This is a genomic window from Kitasatospora sp. NPDC002522, assembly GCF_053595195.1.
This window is the reverse complement of the sequence record NZ_JBSFXE010000007.1, coordinates 50,712-67,531: the sequence shown is the minus strand read 5'-3', so window position 1 is coordinate 67,531 and position 16,820 is coordinate 50,712. Positions and strand designations below refer to the sequence as shown.

Annotated in this window: 19 protein-coding genes; 7 read left to right on the top strand and 12 right to left on the bottom strand. The window is 73.9% G+C overall.

Going from position 1 to position 16,820, the window contains the following annotated elements; all coding sequences use genetic code 11:
* Positions 1–9 precede the first annotated feature (9 nt).
* From otsB to ACWD4U_RS07855, 4 genes are all read right to left on the bottom strand, one after another.
* Entirely contained in the window at positions 10–855 is an 846-nt protein-coding gene (gene otsB, locus ACWD4U_RS07870) for a trehalose-phosphatase (protein WP_363457989.1), read from the bottom strand.
* A gap of 57 nt (positions 856–912) precedes the next feature.
* Positions 913–1,140, bottom strand: coding sequence for a DUF3263 domain-containing protein (locus tag ACWD4U_RS07865; protein WP_363457986.1), 228 nt, complete (start codon positions 1,138–1,140; stop codon positions 913–915).
* A gap of 68 nt (positions 1,141–1,208) precedes the next feature.
* Positions 1,209–2,474, bottom strand: coding sequence for an extracellular solute-binding protein (locus ACWD4U_RS07860; protein WP_363457984.1), 1,266 nt, complete (start codon positions 2,472–2,474; stop codon positions 1,209–1,211).
* Between the two features lie 162 nt (positions 2,475–2,636).
* On the bottom strand, positions 2,637–3,431 hold the full coding sequence (locus tag ACWD4U_RS07855; protein WP_363457981.1) for a DeoR/GlpR family DNA-binding transcription regulator: 795 nt from the start codon (positions 3,429–3,431) through the stop codon (positions 2,637–2,639).
* A gap of 162 nt (positions 3,432–3,593) precedes the next feature.
* Here ACWD4U_RS07855 and ACWD4U_RS07850 point away from each other — a divergent pair, with 162 nt between their 5' ends.
* From ACWD4U_RS07850 to ACWD4U_RS07835, 4 genes are all read left to right on the top strand, one after another.
* A complete protein-coding gene (locus ACWD4U_RS07850; protein WP_363457979.1) occupies positions 3,594–4,523 on the top strand; it encodes an SIS domain-containing protein in 930 nt (309 codons plus the stop codon).
* 147 nt (positions 4,524–4,670) lie between these two features.
* Positions 4,671–5,603, top strand: coding sequence for an ROK family protein (locus ACWD4U_RS07845; RefSeq protein WP_363457976.1), 933 nt, complete (start codon positions 4,671–4,673; stop codon positions 5,601–5,603).
* Positions 5,600–6,802, top strand: a complete 1,203-nt coding sequence (gene nagA, locus ACWD4U_RS07840) for an N-acetylglucosamine-6-phosphate deacetylase (protein WP_363457973.1) — start codon at positions 5,600–5,602, stop codon at positions 6,800–6,802. Before ACWD4U_RS07845 ends, nagA begins: the two co-directional genes overlap by 4 nt.
* Before the next feature lie 98 nt (positions 6,803–6,900).
* The gene (locus tag ACWD4U_RS07835; RefSeq protein WP_363457970.1) at positions 6,901–7,755 is read left to right on the top strand and encodes a class II fructose-bisphosphate aldolase; all 855 of its coding nucleotides are present in this window, start codon (positions 6,901–6,903) and stop codon (positions 7,753–7,755) included.
* Between the two features lie 41 nt (positions 7,756–7,796).
* Here the strand turns inward: ACWD4U_RS07835 and ACWD4U_RS07830 are convergent, their stop codons facing one another.
* Entirely contained in the window at positions 7,797–8,717 is a 921-nt protein-coding gene (locus ACWD4U_RS07830; protein WP_363457967.1) for a carbohydrate-binding protein, read from the bottom strand.
* Positions 8,718–8,793: 76 nt separating this feature from the next.
* A complete protein-coding gene (locus tag ACWD4U_RS07825; protein ID WP_363457964.1) occupies positions 8,794–10,620 on the bottom strand; it encodes a GGDEF domain-containing protein in 1,827 nt (608 codons plus the stop codon).
* Between the two features lie 321 nt (positions 10,621–10,941).
* On the opposite strand from ACWD4U_RS07825, the gene ACWD4U_RS07820 reads away from it, so the two are divergent.
* On the top strand, positions 10,942–11,481 hold the full coding sequence (locus ACWD4U_RS07820) for a flavin reductase family protein (RefSeq protein ID WP_363457961.1): 540 nt from the start codon (positions 10,942–10,944) through the stop codon (positions 11,479–11,481).
* Between the two features lie 24 nt (positions 11,482–11,505).
* Here the strand turns inward: ACWD4U_RS07820 and arfB are convergent, their stop codons facing one another.
* Complete coding sequence (gene arfB, locus ACWD4U_RS07815) at positions 11,506–11,934, bottom strand: alternative ribosome rescue aminoacyl-tRNA hydrolase ArfB (protein ID WP_363457959.1); 429 nt, start codon at positions 11,932–11,934, stop codon at positions 11,506–11,508.
* A gap of 75 nt (positions 11,935–12,009) precedes the next feature.
* Here arfB and ACWD4U_RS07810 point away from each other — a divergent pair, with 75 nt between their 5' ends.
* Positions 12,010–12,498 (top strand): hypothetical protein, encoded by a 489-nt coding sequence (locus ACWD4U_RS07810; RefSeq protein ID WP_363457956.1) that lies wholly within the window; start codon positions 12,010–12,012, stop codon positions 12,496–12,498.
* Between the two features lie 102 nt (positions 12,499–12,600).
* Positions 12,601–13,176 carry a TerD family protein gene (locus tag ACWD4U_RS07805; protein ID WP_363457953.1) on the top strand — a complete coding sequence of 192 codons (576 nt, stop codon included), beginning with the start codon at positions 12,601–12,603 and terminating at the stop codon, positions 13,174–13,176.
* Positions 13,177–13,267: 91 nt separating this feature from the next.
* Here the strand turns inward: ACWD4U_RS07805 and ACWD4U_RS07800 are convergent, their stop codons facing one another.
* The 5 genes from ACWD4U_RS07800 to ACWD4U_RS07780 form a co-directional block, all read right to left on the bottom strand.
* Positions 13,268–14,338 (bottom strand): hypothetical protein, encoded by a 1,071-nt coding sequence (locus ACWD4U_RS07800; protein WP_363457951.1) that lies wholly within the window; start codon positions 14,336–14,338, stop codon positions 13,268–13,270.
* Positions 14,339–14,486: 148 nt separating this feature from the next.
* The gene (locus tag ACWD4U_RS07795) at positions 14,487–14,984 is read right to left on the bottom strand and encodes a DUF3180 domain-containing protein (protein WP_363457948.1); all 498 of its coding nucleotides are present in this window, start codon (positions 14,982–14,984) and stop codon (positions 14,487–14,489) included.
* 148 nt (positions 14,985–15,132) lie between these two features.
* Positions 15,133–15,732 (bottom strand): 2-amino-4-hydroxy-6-hydroxymethyldihydropteridine diphosphokinase, encoded by a 600-nt coding sequence (folK, locus tag ACWD4U_RS07790; protein WP_363457946.1) that lies wholly within the window; start codon positions 15,730–15,732, stop codon positions 15,133–15,135.
* 33 nt (positions 15,733–15,765) lie between these two features.
* A complete protein-coding gene (gene folB, locus ACWD4U_RS07785; RefSeq protein WP_363458119.1) occupies positions 15,766–16,125 on the bottom strand; it encodes a dihydroneopterin aldolase in 360 nt (119 codons plus the stop codon).
* A gap of 195 nt (positions 16,126–16,320) precedes the next feature.
* Positions 16,321–16,818, bottom strand: a complete 498-nt coding sequence (locus tag ACWD4U_RS07780; protein WP_363457943.1) for a nuclear transport factor 2 family protein — start codon at positions 16,816–16,818, stop codon at positions 16,321–16,323.
* Positions 16,819–16,820 lie beyond the last annotated feature (2 nt).

Below are 16,820 nucleotides of genomic sequence, written 5' to 3'. Positions count from 1 at the left end.
CCCCAAGCGCTACCGCAGCAGTTCCGCGACAGCGCTGAGCACGTCCACCACCCCCGCCGGCCCCGCGACCACCAGGTCCGCGCGGTCGGCGAGGGCCCGGACGGGGGGCTCTCCGGTGACCGGGCCGCTGCAGACCAGGAGGCCGGGCAGTCCGGCCTCGCGGCGGCGGTCGACCTCGTCGTAGGCGGCGAGGTCGCCGAGGTCGTCGCCGGCGAACAGGACCGTCTTCGCGTCGCGCTCCGCCAGGAAGCCCCGCAGGGCGACGCCCTTGTCGACGCCGGGCGGTCGCAGTTCCAGCACCATGCGCCCGGGTTCGACCACCAGCCCGTGGCGGTGGGCGAGTTCGGCGAGCGGGCCGCGGAGCAGGTCCAACAGGCCGTCAGGATCGGCGGTGCGCCGGGTGTGCACCGCCACCGCCCGCCCCTTGTCCTCCGTGAACGTCCCGTCGGGCGCCCCCAACGCGGCCAGCAGCGCGGGGAGTTCGTCGCGGACCGCGGACACCCCGGCGGGCGGCTCGGGGGCGGTCACGGCGCCGGTGGCGGCGTCCCAGCGCTCGGCGCCGTAGTGGCCGAGGATGGTGAGGTGTTCCAGGCCGGGAGCGTCGGCGAAGCCGCCGTACGCGGCGGCCGTGGCGGCGGGGCGGCCGGTCACCACGACGACCGAGCCGACCAGCGGGGCCAGCGCGGTGAGGGCGGGCAGCACGCCGGGATGGGCGCGGGCCCGGTCCGGGTCGGCGACGATCGGGGCCAGCGTGCCGTCGAAGTCGAGCCCGACGACCGCGGACCGCGGATCGGCGAGCAGGCCCGCCAGTCCGGCCCGTCCCGCCTGGGACGTGATCTGCTCAGCAATTCCCATGGCCCCGACGCTACCCGCCGCCCGCCCGCCACGGGCGGCATTCGCCGTGGATCCGCCCTACCGCGCGGCGCGCCGCTCCTCGCGGATCCGGCGCAGCCGGTTGACCAGCACCGGGTCGGCGCGCAGCGCCTCCTCGCGGTCGAGCAGGGCGCCCAGCAGCTGGTAGTAGCGGGTCGCGGAGATGCCGAGCTCCTCGCGGATCGCCTGTTCCTTGGCGCCCGCGGTCCGCCAGCCGCGGGCCTCCAGTGCGAGCACCGCCCGGTCGCGTTCGGTCAGTTCGGCCACGCCCCCAGGCTAGCGGCAGCCGCCGACGGCACGTCGCCGCAGCCGTCGGCCCTCGACCGCGGCCCGCGTCAGCCCTTGCGGGCGCGCGCGGCCTCCGCGGCGGCGGCGCCCTGCAGCTCGGCCAGCACGTCGTCGCCGCCGGGCTTCACCGCGGTGCCGATCCGCTGCTTGATCATGCTGCTGACCTTGTCCCAGGACGGGTCGCCGAGCGGGTAGAAGTTGGCGTTCGGCAGTGCGTTCAGGAACTCGGTGAGGTCGTGGTGGTTGGGGTTGGAGGCCATGTCCTCGAGGGTGTCCTGGGTGACCGGCAGCATGTTGTACTGCTCGTCGAACTTGAGGGTGTTCTCCTTGGTGTACAGGAAGTTGAGGAACTTCTTGATCTCCGCCTTGTGCCCGCCCGCCTTGAACGCCATGACCCAGTCGGCGACGCCGAGCGTGGTGGTCTTGACGCTCGCGTCCTTGCGCGGGATGACGGTGGTGCCGTACGGGACGTTCGCGTTGACGGCCTTGGCGATCAGGCCGGGGTGGCCGTTGAGCATGCCGACCTTGCCGGCCGTGAAGTCGGCGAAGGCGGTCTTGCGGTCGACCTTGGCGGGGTCGTCGTAGGTGAGGTGCTTGTCGACCAGGTTGGTGCGCAGCCAGGCGAAGGTGGCGCGGTTCTGCGCGCTGTCGATGGTGTAGTTGCCGGCGTTGTCGGAGAGCCCGCCGCCGCCGCTCATGGTCCAGATCATCGACTCGCCCTGGGCCTCCTCGGGGCCGAGCGGGAGCGCGTACGGGGTGACGCCGGGGACCTTGGCCTTGATGAGTTCGGCGTCCTTGCGCAGCTCGTCCCAGGTGGCGGGCGGGTTGGCGATGCCGGCCTTCTGGAAGATCTCCTTGTTGTAGACGAACACCCGGCTGGAGGCGATGAACGGTATGCCGTACTGGCTGCCGAGCACCTGGCCGGCCTTGGCGAAGGAGTCCAGGATGTTGGCCTGGGTGTCGATGGAGAGCACGTCGCCGGCCGGGTAGAGGCGGTCGGCGGCGACCTGGTCGGCGTAGCCGCCGGTCTGGACGATGTCGGGGGTCTTGCCCTTGGCGATCAGGTCGGCGACCCGCTTGTCGATGTCGGTCCAGCTGACCACCTCGACGTTGACCTTGATGTCGGCGTTGGCGGCCTGGAACCGGCGGGCCACGTCGTTCCAATAGTGGGTACTGGAGTTGGCCTCGTTGTCGCCGTAGTCGGCCGCCACCACGTTGAGCGTCACACCCCCCGTCGCGCTCGACAGGATGCCGCAGCCGGAGAGCAGCAGGCACCCGACGACGGGCAGGGGGAGCAGCGCTGATCGCTTCACGGGGGGACCGCCTTCCGGAGGGATGATGCGGCGACCCTGGCAGTCCCAGGTCAAGTGGTACATACCTGTTGTGCGCGAAGTTATCGAAGTGTCAGTTCCCGTTGCGCTCAGCGCAACGGGAAAGACACAACACTCCGATAACCGGACGGAACTGTCGGACCGTCAGGCGGTGAGGACCTCGACCCCGGCCTCGGTGAAGGCGTCCGCCAGGTCGGCCGACAACTGGTCGTCGGTGACCAGGGTGGCGATCCGGTCCAGGCCGCAGATCCGGGCGAAGGCGCGCTGGCCGAGCTTGGAGGAGTCGGCGGCCACCACCACCCGGCGGGCCCGCTCGGCGAGCATCCGGTTGACGCTGGCCTCGCCCTCGTGGTGCGCGGTGGCGCCGTGCTCGACGTCGAGCGCGTCCACGCCGAGCACCGTGACGTCCAGGGCGAGTTCGCCGAGCACCAGGCCGGCCAGCGGGCCGATCAGCTCGTAGGACTGCGGCCGGGCGACACCGCCGGTGACCACGATCTTCACCTGCGGACGGACCGTCAGCTCGTTGGCGATGTTCAGCGCGTTGGTCACCACGGTGAGGGCCTGCCCGGGGCCGGCCTCGGACCGCTCGGCCAGGTCGGAGCGGACCGCCAGGGCGCGGGCCACCTCGGTGGTGGTGGTGCCGCCGTTCAGCCCGACCACCTCGCCGGGGGCGATCAGGGTGGCCACCAGCGCGCCGATCCGCTGCTTGGCGTCGGCATTGCGCGCGGTCTTGTAGCGCAGCGGCAGGTCGTACGAGACGCTGTGCGCGACCGCGCCACCGCGGGTACGGGTCACCATCTGCTGCCGGGCCAACTGGTCGAGGTCGCGCCGGATCGTGGCAGCCGACACGTCCAGCGCCTCGGCGGCCTCCTCGACCTCCAACTTGCCGTGCTCCGCCAACAGTTCCAGCAGCGCGTTCCACCGCTCGTACCTGGACAAACCCTCGCCCTCCCGGGTTCTCGCACGCGCCCAGCGCGCGGTGCGCACAGCTTGGCACAAGTCCATGCCTCGAACAGCATTGCGCAATGATGCGCGAAACGGCTATAAAACAATCAGGTTTGCGCACGCAGCCTCAAGGGAACCCCAAAGGAGCCCGCACTCATGCCGCACCCGTCCCTGACCGGCGAGGAGATCGCCACCCAGCCCGCCGACTGGCGCACCGCCGCGGCGCTCGCCGAGACCGCGGGCGCCGACCTGCCGCAGCGCGGCGAGCGCGTGGCCGTGGTCGGCTGCGGCACGTCCTGGTTCATGGCGCAGGCCTACGCCGCGCTGCGCGAGAGCGGCGGCCACGGCGAGACCGACGCGTTCGCCGCCTCCGAGTTCCCGCACGGACGCCGCTACGACCGGATCCTGGCGATCACCCGCTCCGGCACCACCACCGAGGTGCTGCGCCTGCTCGCCGACACCGACCTGCCGAGCACCGCGATCACCGCCTGCACCGACCAGCCGGTGGCCGCGGTCGCCGACCGCCTGGTCGACCTGGGCTTCGCCGACGAGCGCTCGGTGGTGCAGACCCGCTTCGCCACCACCGTGCTGGCGCTGCTGCGCGCCCACCTGGAGCTGGAGGGGGCGCTGCCCGCGGGCGTCGCCACCATCGCCCAGGCCGCCGCCGACGCCGAGCAGGCCGTCGCCTGGCAGGTGCCGGCCGAGCTGGTGGAACTGGAGCAGATCTCCTTCCTCGGCGCGGGCTGGACCAACGGCCTGGCCCAGGAGGCCGGGCTGAAGATGCGCGAGGCGGCGCTGGCCTGGACCGAGGCCTACCCGGCGATGGAGTACCGGCACGGCCCGATCTCGATCACCGCGCCGAACCGTGCCGCCTGGGCCTTCGGCGAGCTGCCGACCGGCCTGGCGGAGGAGGTCGCCGCGGTCGGCGGCCTGCTGGTGGCCGGCTCCGGCACCGGCGGCCTGGACCCGCTGGCCGACCTGGTGCGGGTGCACAAGCTGGCCGTGGCGCTCGCCGAGCACCGCGGCCTGAACCCGGACGAGCCGCGCAACCTGACCCGTTCGATCATCCTCGCCCAGCCGAGCTGATTGTTCGCCAGAAGACGATCAGCCCGCCGCAGCGGGTCGCAAAACCCCTAGGAGACCCCAAAGAGCGATAAAGCTCACCTCTCAGGACCAGACCAATCGAGCAACTGGACTAGACCTCTTCGACCTGGCCAAGGGAAACTGTCCCCCGTGAAGCACGTCATCGCACTCGATGTAGGCGGCACCGGCATGAAGGCCGCGCTGCTCGCCCAGGACGGCTCCGTGCTGTTTGAGGCACGCCGACCGACCGGGCGGGAGCACGGCACCGACGCCGTCATCGCCACCATCCTCGACTTCGCCGCCGACCTGGCGCAGGAAGGCCGCGACCGGTTCGGCGTCGGCCCCCTCGCCGCGGGCGTCGCCGTGCCGGGGACGATCGACGAGAAGAACGGGATCGCGGTCTTCTCCGCCAACCTCGGCTGGCGCGACCTGCCGATGCGCAAGCTGCTCGGCGAGCGCCTCGGCGGGCTGCCCGTCGCCCTCGGCCACGACGTCCGCTCCGGCGGGCTGGCCGAGGGCCGGATCGGCGCCGGCCAGGGCGTGGAGCGCTTCCTGTTCATCGCGCTCGGCACCGGCATCGCCGGCGCGATCGGGATCAACGGCACCATCGAGGCCGGCGCCCACGGCTACGGCGGCGAGATCGGCCACGTGGTGGTCCGCCCCGGCGGACCGCGGTGCGGCTGCGGCGCCCGCGGCTGCCTGGAGACCCTGGCCTCGGCCTCCGCGGTCTCCCGCGCCTGGGCCGACGCGGTCGGCGACCCGGCCGCCGACGCCGCCGCCTGCGCGCTGGCGGTCGACGCCGGCGACCCGCGGGCGATCGAGGTCTGGCGGACCGCGGTGGACGCGCTCGCCGACGGCATCGTGCTGGCGCAGAGCCTGCTCGACCCGTCGACGGTGATCGTCGGCGGCGGGCTCGCGGAGGCCGGTGACACCCTCTTCACGCCCCTGCGCGCGGCGATCGGCGAGCGGTTGACCTTCCAGATGCCCCCGAAGGTCGTACCGGCCATGCTCAAAGACACCGCGGCGTCCCTGGGCGCTGGCCTGCTCGCCTGGGATCTGCTCTCGATGGAGGTGTCCGCGTGACAAGCGCACGCAACCGACCGGCGGCTGGGCCGCGGGGTACTGCACTGGCCGGCGGCCGACTGGTCCTGCCCGGCGGGGTGGTCGAAGGCGGTCGGCTGACCGTCGAGGGCCCGCGCATCGCGGGCCTGGGCGGCGAGCCGGAGCCGGGTGACCTCGACCTCACCGGCTACACCGTCGTCCCGGGCTTCGTCGACCTGCACGTGCACGGCGGCGGCGGCGCCTCGTACGCCTCGGGGATCGCGGAGGAGGCGCTGGTCGCCGCCCGCACCCACCTGGAACACGGCACCACCACCACGGTCGCGTCCACCGTCACCGGCGAGATCGACGAGGTCTGCCGCCAGGCGGCGGTCCTCTCCGAACTGGTCGAGGACGGCGTGCTGGCCGGCGTGCACTTCGAGGGCCCGTTCATCTCGCACAACCGGTGCGGCGCCCACCGCCCCGACCTGCTGCGCGACCCCGACCCGTCGCTGGTGCGCAAGCTCGCCGACGCCGCCCGCGGCCACGCCAAGATGTTCACCCTCGCCCCGGAGCTGCCCGGCGGCCTGGAGTCGGTGCGGATGCTCACCGACAACGGCATCATCGCCGCCGTCGGCCACACCGACTCCGACTACGACCGGACGCTCGAGGCGATCGACGCCGGCGCCACCGTCGCCACCCACCTGTTCAACGCGATGCCGGGCATCCAGCACCGCGCCCCCGGCCCGATCGTGGCCCTGCTCGAGGACGAGCGGGTCACCGTCGAACTGATCAACGACGGCATCCACCTGCACCCCTCGGTGCTGGAACTCGCCTACGGCACGGCCGGCGCCGACCGCGTCGCGCTGATCACCGACGCGATGGGCGCGGCCGGCATGGGCGACGGCCTGTACCCGCTCGGCCCGCTCCAGGTCCGGGTCGAGAACGGCGTCGCGCGCCTGGTCGAGGGCGGCTCCATCGCGGGCTCCACCCTCACCCTGGACGTCTCCTTCCGACGCGCCGTCACCGTCCTCGGGCTCAGCCTCGACCAGGCCGTCACCTCGCTGTCCACCGTCCCCGCCCGACTGCTCGGCCTGGCCGACACCATCGGCACCCTGGAGGCAGGCAAGAACGCCGACCTCGTCGTCCTCGACTCCGACAGCTACGAGCTCGTCGCGGTGTTGCGCCGCGGCGAGTGGATCGTCGGCGCGGACCGCTTCGCTCAGGTCGGCAACCCGGCCTGACCCGGGCCGCCCGCCGCGACGCGGGCGCCCCGGACTCCCGCCACGGGGGTGAGCAGCGGAACCTGCGCCTCGCTACTCACCCCACCGGGAGCCCCGCCTTGCCGCTCGCCCGTACCTCCGACCTGCTCGCCTCCGCCGCCGCCGACGGCCGCGGACTGCCCGCCTTCAACGTGATCACGCTGGAGCACGCCGAGGCGATCGCCGCCGGCGCGGAGGCCGCCGGCACCCCCGCGATCCTCCAGATCAGCCAGAACGCGGTCGCCTTCCACGGCGGGCGGCTGCTGCCGCTGGCCCGCGCCTGCGCCGAGGTCGCCGCCGCCGCGCACGTCCCGCTCTCGCTCCACCTCGACCACGTCGAGGACTTCGACCTGCTGCGGACCGCCCCCGCCGCCGGGTTCTCCTCCGCGATGTTCGACGCCTCGCACCTGCCGCACGCCGAGAACGTCAAGGCCACCGCGGAGGCCGGCGCCTGGGCGCACCGCCACGGGCTGCACCTGGAGGCCGAGCTCGGCAAGGTCGGCGGCAAGGACGGCGCACCGCCGCTCTCCGCCCACGCCCCGGGCGCCCGCACCGACCCGGCGGAGGCCGCCGCCTACGTCGCCGACACCGGCGTGGACGCGCTCGCCGTCGCGGTCGGCTCCTCGCACGCCATGACCACCCGCACCGCCGCGCTCGACCACGAGCTGATCCGGCGCCTCACCGCGGCCGTCCCCGTCCCGCTGGTGCTGCACGGCAGCTCCGGCGTGCCGGACGCCGAGCTCACCTCCGCGGTCGCCGCCGGCATGGTGAAGATCAACATCGGTACGGCCCTCAACCTGGCCTTCACCCCGGCCGTCCGCGACCACCTCGCCGGCGACCCCGCGGTGACCGACCCGCGCAAGTACCTCGCCCCGGCCCGCACCGCGATGGCGCGGACGGTCGAGCACCTCGCCAGGGTCGTGGCCGGGAGCTGACGACCCGTGAGGGGGCGCGGTCGACCGCGCCCCCGACGGGCCTACTTCGTCGGGTAGCTGTTCACCGACATCGGCGTCAGGGCCACCTGGTCGAGCAGCACGCTGCCGGACGTGCCGGCCGGCAGGGTCACCGTCAGGGTGTTCTGCCCGGCCTGCAGGTTGGGCCATATGTTGGTGCTGTACCAGGACTGGGCCGGATCCGGCGTGCCGGACTTGGAGTAGTTCTTGAACGTGACGCCGCCCTTGTGGTCCTGCCCGTTGACGGAGACCGCGGCGGGGGTGTCGGCGCCGGTGTTGTTGAAGTGCAGCCAGAACTTGTACTGGCCCGCGGTGGCCGCGTTGACGGTCCAGGTGAAGGTGGAGCCCGCCTGCAGGGTGAGGTAGCTGCCGTCAGCGGAGATCGCGCCCTTGACGGTGGAGTCGGTGGCGGCGCCCTGCGCCTGCAGCTTGGTCGCGTCGGAGAGCGGGTCGCCCGCCGCGGTCGGGCTGGGCGCGGCGCTGGAGGCGACCGGGGCGGAGCTGGCGGGCGCCGCGGTGCCGGAGTGGCTCGCACCGGCGTCCGGCTTGCCGTCGCCGTCGCCGGTGGAGAGCGCGATGCCCGCGCCGACCGCGATCGCGGCGACCACGGCGACGGCGCCGATCACGGTCGCCTTGCCGCGCCCGGCCGGGCGGTCCTCGCCGGGCCGCGGACGGGAGCGCTCGGCGTACCGCGGCTGGTGGGGCAGCGCGGTGGTGGTCTCCTGACCCGGCTGACCGGGCTGGGCCGGCTGCGGGCGGGCGGCCGGCGGCTGCGCGGGGCGCTCGCCGTAGCTGGCCCGGCCGACCTCCATGGGGCGGCTGTACGAGCTGCGCGGCTGCGCGGGTGCGGCCTGCTCGCCCTCGGCGGGGCGGTACAGGTACGCGAAGGGGTCCTCGTCGCCCGCGCCGCCCGCGGGCGCTTCGTTGCTGCCGGCCGTGGTCACGGTCAACTCCCCAGTGCTGGACGCTCTCGTACCCAGGGCACCCTACCTGGCATTGCTGAGCTGGGGGAAAGCCGGATCAGCCCGCGCGGCGGTGCGAGCGCTCCCCGCGCGAGCCGCGCACCGCTCCGCCGCGCGCCCGTTTCTCGTCGTACATCCGCTCGTCGGCCGCGTGCAGCACCTCGTCGATGCTCATGCCGCAGCCGGCCCAGCCGATGCCCAGGCTGACGCCGACCCGCATCGCCCGGTTGTCGATCCGCATCGGCGGGAGGATCGCGCCGCGCAGTCGGCCCGCCAGGTCCTTGGCCTCCTCGCGGCCGATGCCGTCGGCGAGCACCACGAACTCGTCGCCGCCCATCCGGGCGACGGTGTCGCCCTCCCGGACGGCCTGCTGGAGGCGGCGGGCGACCTCGATCAGCACCGCGTCCCCGGCGTTGTGGCCGAACCGGTCGTTGACCGACTTGAACCCGTCCAGGTCGCAGAAGAGGACGGCCAGGCCCTTGTCGCCGGGCGGCTGCGCGGCCCGGCGGTGGCCGGCCCAGGCCTCGCTGCCGGGCGACTCGGCGGGGACCACCGCGTGCACGTGCGCCACCGCGGCGCCGCTGTGGCGCAGCACCTGCCCGGCGGCGAAGGCCTCGCGGTCCCGTTCCAGTCCCTCGTCAGGGGCCGCGTAGCCGTGGGCCAGCGCGGCGGGGGCCCCGGGGCCCGGGTAGGCGGCGTGCGCGGCGTACGAGGGCGGGTAGGGGGCACCGGGCGGGGGCAGGGCGTGGCCGGACGGCGCCTGGTGGCCGAGTTCGCCGGGGTGCGCGACGGCGTGCGCGGGGAGCGAGCAGAGCCGGCGGCCGAGCCGGGCGCGCAGTTCGGCGCCGTTGGGCAGGCCGGTGAGGGCGTCGTGGCTGGCGCGGTGGGCGAGCTGGAGCTCGTGTCGCTTGCGGTCCTCGATGTCCTCGACGTGGGTGAGCAGGAAGCTGGGGCCCTCGGCGGCGTCGGCGACCACCGAGTTGCGCAGGCAGACCCACTGGTAGCCGCCGTCGCGGCGGGCCAGCCGCAGTTCGGCGCGCCCGCCCTCGGCGCTGGTGCGGCGCAGCAGGTCGAGGTCGTCGGGGTGCACCAGGTCGGCGAAGCGCTGCTGGCGCAGGGTGGCCCGGGGGCGGCCGAGCAGTCGGCACAGGGCGTCGTTGACGCGGGTGAGCTGGCCCATCGCGTCGCCGTGCAGCTCGGTGATGGCCATCCCGCTGGGGGCGTACTCGAAGGCCTGCCGGAAGGACTCCTCGCTGGCCCGCAGGGCCTGCTGCTCCTTCTCCAGGCGGGCCAGGGCGCGCTGCATCTCCGCGCGCAGCCGGGCGTTCCCGATCGCGATGGAGGCCTGCAGGGAGAACATCTCCAGGGCCTCGCGGGTCCACGCACCGGGGCGCTTGCCGCTGCGCGGGCGGTCCACCGACAGGACGCCGAGCAGGTCGCCGCCGGCGCTGTACATCGGGGCGAGCAGCACGTCCTGCGGGTGCCAGTCGTTGGAGTAGACCGGCAGCGGGCCGTCGCCGGTCCAGGTGGGCACGTCGGTGGCGATCGCCCAGCCGCGGTCGTGCGGGATGAAGCGCAGGGTGCCCCAGTGGTCGGCGACCTGCAGCATCCGCTCCCAGGACTCCCGGGAGCCGACCTGGCCGAGCAGCACCGCGGGACCGCCGAAGGCGCTCTCCTCTATCTCCCACACCGCGGCGACCACCAGGTCGCCGTCCGGGCGGACCAGGCTGACCGCCGCCGCGTCGAACCCGAGCCCGTGCACCGCGCCTTCGACGACCGCCTGCAGGGTCCCCGCCAGGCTCCGGGCAGCGTTGAGGTCCGCCACGACCCGGTGCAAGGTGCGGAGGGTCGCGAGGCGGACGTAGGGCTCCGACTCGGCTTCCATGCGGGGGCTCCCCGGCTGTTCGGATAGTGCTTGAAAGGTTGTCGTCCGATTGCCAGAAGAACTGAATCACAGGGAGCACTGCGATAGGCACGCTCGGTCAGCAATAGCCTGTCAGTGTGACTCAAATCACATAATGCTCATGCCGAGGAATGCTCCGGAATCCGGCCGTACCGGGAGCTTCCCCAACAAACGCCCGCCGAAGGCCCGCTGAACGAGGGTCAGCTCGCGGCGCCGCCTTCCCGCAGCTCAGCCCAGCGACCGACCGGACCTACGACCAGGGCCCGATACCGGCGGGCCGGACCGGGGACTACCGTGCGGTACGTGTACAGCACCCCGCAGTCCCCCGCCGCCACCGCCGCCGCCACGCCCGAGGAGTTCCGCGCGGCGCTCTCCCAGCTGGCCTCCGGCGTCTCGCTGGTGACCGCCCACGACCCCGAGGGCGGCGCCGACGGCGAGGACGTGGGCATGACCGCCACGTCCTTCCTCTCGGTGTCGCTGGAGCCGCCGATGGTGCTGGTCTCGGTGCGCGAGGACTCGCGGATGGACGAGCTGCTCACCCGGGTCGACACCTGGGCGGTGTCGCTGCTGGCCGAGGAACAGCGCACGCTGGCCTCGCGGTTCGCGATGAAGGGCCGGCTCAGCGACCGGCTGCTGTTCGCCGACGCCCCGCACACCCGCGGCCCGCACTCCGGGGCGCCGCTGATCACCGGGGCCCTGGCCACCGTCGAGTGCCGCACCGAGCAGCGGGTGCCGGCCGGCGACCACGTCCTGGTGCTCGGCCGGGTCCTGGAGGCCCGGGTGACCGCCCCGGCGGACGGACCGCTGCTGTACTTCCGCAGCGGCTACCGCAAGCTCGGCTGACCGTCCGTCAGCAGGGCTGGCGCGTCACTCCGGACGGATCCGGCCCCGGCCCTGCTTCAGCGAGGCGCGGTGCTTCTTGCTCTCCAGTCGCCGCTCGACCATGCCGCGGCTCGGCTTGGTGGCCCGCCGGGCCTTCGGCGGCGGTGCGGTGGCCTCGCCGAGCAGCGCGGCCAGCCGGGCCGCCGCCACCTCGCGGTTGCGCCACTGCGAGCGGTGCTCGGAGGCGCGCACCACCAGCACCCCGTCGACCAGCCGGGATGCCAGCCGCTCCAGGGCGCGTTCCTTCCACACCGGCGGCAGCGCGGCGGAGGCCGCCAGGTCGTACAGCAGCTCGACCCGGCTGTCGGAGGTGTTCACGTGCTGCCCGCCCGGTCCGGACGAGCGGGAGAAGCGCCAGACGAGCTCGGCGTCGGGGACGACCACCGAACCCCGTACGCGCACAGGCTCAGTCATGCGCCCATCATCCCGTCCGGCCGCGCCCGCGTCACGCGGTTAACGCCGCCCGCCCGCGAGGGGAGAATGGCGGGCGTGATCGAGCTCGGCTACTCCCTCTCCACCCGTTTCCCCGACCCCCCGCAGACCGACTACCGGACCGCACCGGTGCGGGCGCTGCGGCACGACCTGTTCGCCGGCGACGTCTACCTGGAGGCGGACGGCTCGGACGTGGAGACCCGCTGGGGCTGGGTGCCGGTGCTGGACTTCGCCTGGGCGGTGTGCGACATCGCCGACCGGCTCGACGACGACCCGCGGGGCAGCCGCTCGGCCCGGGTGGTCACCGAGGACCTGGACTTCACCCAGAACACCGAGCTGCTGCGCTTCACCCGCCGCTTCGGCTGGGTCGAGATCACCGCCACCTGGCGCCCCGACGACCCGCCGCTGGTCGTCCGACACGCCGAACTGCGGCGCGAGGCGCGGGACTTCCTGCAGGATGTGCTTGCCGATCTGTTCGATCTGCACGAGGGCCTGGCCGACAACCCGAACATCTGGACCGTCCAGGGCCGCTACCCCAGAATCTGACGGCCGACCGGGGGAGGAAACCATCCGTCCACCAAGCGATGGAACCAACGGCCGCCCGTCCGGCGTTCTCCCCGCAAAACCGACCGAAGGGACACCACAACCATGCCCGTGAGCCTCTCCAAGGGTGGCAACGTCTCGCTGACCAAGGAGGCCCCCGGCCTGACCGCGGTCACCGTCGGCCTCGGCTGGGACGTGCGCACCACCACCGGCTCCGAGTTCGACCTCGACGCCAGCGCGATCGTCCTGAACGGCGAAGGCAAGGTGTACTCCGACCGCCACTTCGTCTTCTTCAACAACACCAGCACCCCGGACAGCACCGTCGTCCACACCGGCGACAACCGCACCGGCGAGGGCGAGGGCGACGACGAGCGGATCAACGTCAACCTGGCCGCGCTGCCCGCCGACGTCACCCGGATCACCTTCCCGGTCTCGATCTACGACGGCAACAACCGCGGCCAGAACTTCGGCCAGGTCCGCAACGCCTACATCCGGGTGCTGAACGCGGCCGGCGGCGCCGAGATCGCCCGCTACGACCTCTCCGAGGACGCCGCCACCGAGACCGCGATGGTCTTCGGCGAGCTGTACCGCAACGGCGCGGAGTGGAAGTTCCGCGCCATCGGCCAGGGCTACGCCTCGGGCCTGGTCGGCATCGCCCAGGACTTCGGCGTCAACGTCTGACCCCGCGCGGCCGCCTGACGCCGCGCCGGCCGCGAAAACGCCCCGGCCCCCTCCGTGCGGAGGGGGCCGGGGCGCATCCGTGGTCAGCGGGTCAGGAACGGCCGGCCCGCAGCTCGGGCAGCTCCAGCAGCTCGGTCTCGTCGTGCGGGGTCAGGTCGACCACCTCCGGCACGGTGTCCGACTCGGCGTGCTGGTGGCTCGGCGGCTGCTCCACCGCCAGGTGGTCGGGCTGCTGCGCGGCGTCCACCGGCCCGGCGTCCACCACCGCGTACTGCTCGCTGGCGGCCAGCGCCTCGTCCCCGACCACGTCGGCCAGGTCGCCGACCGCCGGGGCCGGCGCGGCCGCCCGCAGCGCGGCCCGGGCGCTGCCCGGCCGGCCGAAGAAGCTGAAGTTCGCCGCCCGCGGGCGCTGCCGCCCGCCCGGGACGACCGCAGCGGACTGCTCCGGGACGGCCTGCTCGACGGCGCCGGACGCCTGCGCGGGGACCACGGCGGCGGTCGGCGGCACCGGCTTCGGCAGCGCCGAGGCGACCGTGCGCAGGGTCTGCGCGGTGGGCACCGGCTGCGGCATCTTCGGGCGCAGCTCGACCTGGGCCCGCTCGTCCACCTCCCGGTTCGCCTCGGCGGTCGCGGCCTGCCGCTCCAGGTGCCGCAGCGCGGCCGCCGCCCGGACGTACGCGGCCGGGGAGGCCGGGTTCCTTGGGCGGGACGCCTCCAGCGCCTGCTGGACCGCCTCCGCCTCCTTCAGCGCCTGCTCGGCGACCATCACCGCGCGCTCGCGCAGCAGCCGGGCGATCTCGGTCTCCGCCTTCGCCAGCCGGGACTTCTCCGCGGTCAGCCGCCGGCCGAAGCGGGTGGCCCGCTCCTCGGCGACCTCGGCCGCGTACTCGGCCTCGGCGAGCTGTTCCTCGAACCGCTCCTCGGCGCGCAGCCGGCGCACCCTGGCGAGCTCCGCGGCGGTCCGGGCCGCCCGGTCGCGCTGGCGCAGCACCAGGCCCAGGCCGACCACGGCGACCACGGCCGCCACGCCGACCGAGCGGGCCACGATCTGGTCCGGACTGGCCACCAGCGCGGCGAGCGCCGCGAGCACGAGCACACCGGAGGCGGCCGGTGGCAGCGACCGGCCGAGGAAGGAGGAATGACGGTGGCGTCCGCGAGACATGGCTAGAAACTAGCGTGCGAGTCAGGGCCCTGTCAGCCTCGCCCCCCATTCGGGCCTTGACAGTCCGCCAGAAACACGCACCGGAGTGGATCATTGGCCGAAAGTCACCGGTTTCTGACCCGTCGTCAGCGCATCGCGGGGTCCCGGCTCAGCGGGGGGAGGCGGCCGTCCCGCGCGGGCGCTCCGGGTCGTCGTGGTCCTCGGGGAGCCGGCAGATGTGCTGCAGCCAGAGCGCCACCGCGATCACCGCCGCACCGGCCAGCACCGCCCAGCCGGCGGTCTGCGCCTGCGCCCGGCGGGCTGCCACCTCCAGCTGGCCGAGCAGGAACACCCCGACGCCCGCGTAGATCCCGGTCACCACCGAGGAGACCAGCGCACTGGCCTGCCCCAGCACCAGCACCCGGGCCGCGTGCAGCGGGTCCACGCCCTTCGCCCCGGGCTGCCGCTCGCGCACCGCCTTCAGCCGGGACCGCAGCGAGATCGCCGCGGCCAGCAGCACCACCGCGATCGCCGCCAGCACGTACGGCGCGTAGGCGGGCACGCCGGGCAGGGTGCCCAGCGAGTCCCACAGCCGGGCCCCGGCCCAGGACAGCGCCCCGGTGATCGCGATGATGCCGAGCAACAGACGGAGACGGAGCGGCTTCACGCGGACGGGGTTCCTTCCCTGGTGACGGGCGGGGCGGCGGCCCCGGCGGGCCGGGACGGCGGCGACCAGCCCACCGTACCGGCCCGGCCGCACCCGCAGGGAGCTACGCCCGCGTGCGGCCGGAAGTTCCCGCCACCGCGGCGGCCGGCTACTCCGGCAGCTGCAGCCGGAGGTCGGCCCGCAGCCGGACGCCCTGCGCCGCGGCGCCACCGAGGCCGTCCAGCAGTGCGGCGACCTTCCCGTGGCCGGGGATCTCCGCCTGCCCGTCGGCGTCCTGCCAGGGCGCCAGGACGAACGCCCGCTCGTGCGCCCGCGGGTGCGGGAGCAGCAGGTGCGGGTCGTCGCTGGTGACGCCCTCGTAGTCGAGCACGTCGACGTCCAGGGTGCGCGGGCCCCAGTGCACGGTGCGCACCCGCCCGAAGGCGTCCTCCACCGCGTTGGCGCGCTCCAGCAGGTCGGCCGGCGGCAGTGAGGTGCGCAGCAGCACCACCGCGTTGAAGTAGCTCGGCTGGTCGGCGGGGCCGCCGACCGCGTCGGTCTCGTACACCGCGGAGACCGCGGTGATCCGCAGGCCCGGGGTGTCGCCGAGCGCGTCCACCGCGCCCTGCAGGGTCTCCAGGCGGTTGCCCAGGTTGCTGCCCAGGGCGAGGGCGGCGTGCCGGGATGAGTGCAGGGTGGACTCGGCTCGGTCCACCCGGCGTTCCAGGTCGAAGGTGGTCGGCGAGGCGGTCGGGTCAGTCGTCGGCAACGGAATTCCCTCTGCTCGGCTTCCGACGGGGCGTCAGGAGCGCCCCCGGCGGATGGTGATGGTGACGTCGTCGAAGGGCACGGTGATCGGGGCGTCCGGCTTGTGCACGGTGACCTCGACCTCCTCGACCACCTCGTGCGCCAGGCACCGGTCGGCGATCCGCTGGGCGAGCGTCTCGATCAGGTCCACGGGATCCCCGGCGATCACCGCCGTGACCTCCTCCGCGATCACGCCGTAGTGCGCGGTGCGGGTGAGGTCGTCGCCCGCGGCGGCCGGCCGGGTGTCGAGGAACAGCACCAGGTCGACCACGAAGGTCTGCCCCTCGATGCGCTCGCGCTCGAAGACGCCGTGGTGGCCCCGGGCACGCAGGCCCCGCAGGGTGACGCGGTCCAGCAAACGAATCACTGCTCCCAGCTGACGGCCCCGCACGGGCGGGGACCGGCGGGCACCGGTCGCCCGCCGCCCCTCGAATCTACCTTCGAGCACCGACCGCGCCAGACCGCCTCCCCGGCCGCCCACCCGTTCGGACTGGCCTCGGCGGCACTTGACGACGCCCGCCCGCGCCTGCTCGGCGCGCGGGCCGCGCCGTCACTCGTCCTCGTCGTCCTCGTCGTCGTCGCCGCTGGTGAGCACCGGCGAGCCGTGGTGCGACCACAGCTTCCAGCCGTCCGAGGTGCGGCGGAACAGGTTGGTCGACACGACCTTCCCGCCCACCAGCGGCCCCAGTTCGCCCTCCTCCTCGGGCTCACCGCCGGACAGGATGTTCTCGGTGCAGGTGACCAGCGCCACATCGCCCTGCACGTCGACCTCGACGTCGGTCAGGAAGAACTGGATGTACTCGGTGTTCGCCATGATCAGCATGTACGAGCGGGTCACCTGGGCCCGCCCGATCAGCACCGGCCAGCCGGGGTGCACGCAGAACACGCCGCCCTTGTCGTCAGCCTCGTCCGGCCCCAGCCAGATCGACTCGACGGCCTCCAGGTCGCCGGTCTCCAGCGCCTCGTAGAGCGTCTGGTTGGCCGCCAGCACCGCCTCGCGGTCCGACTCCAGCGCCGCCCGGTCGTTGCCGCTCACTGCCTCCGCCACGC

Bases quoted from the DNA above. Each gene is read 5' to 3' on its own strand.
- otsB (WP_363457989.1), bottom strand. From the start codon at position 855: ATGGGAATTGCTGAGCAGATCACGTCCCAGGCGGGACGGGCCGGACTG.
- ACWD4U_RS07850 (WP_363457979.1), top strand. From the start codon at position 3,594: ATGCCGCACCCGTCCCTGACCGGCGAGGAGATCGCCACCCAGCCCGCC.
- ACWD4U_RS07825 (WP_363457964.1), bottom strand. From the start codon at position 10,620: ATGGAAGCCGAGTCGGAGCCCTACGTCCGCCTCGCGACCCTCCGCACC.
- arfB (WP_363457959.1), bottom strand. From the start codon at position 11,934: ATGACTGAGCCTGTGCGCGTACGGGGTTCGGTGGTCGTCCCCGACGCC.
- ACWD4U_RS07805 (WP_363457953.1), top strand. From the start codon at position 12,601: ATGCCCGTGAGCCTCTCCAAGGGTGGCAACGTCTCGCTGACCAAGGAG.
- ACWD4U_RS07800 (WP_363457951.1), bottom strand. From the start codon at position 14,338: ATGTCTCGCGGACGCCACCGTCATTCCTCCTTCCTCGGCCGGTCGCTG.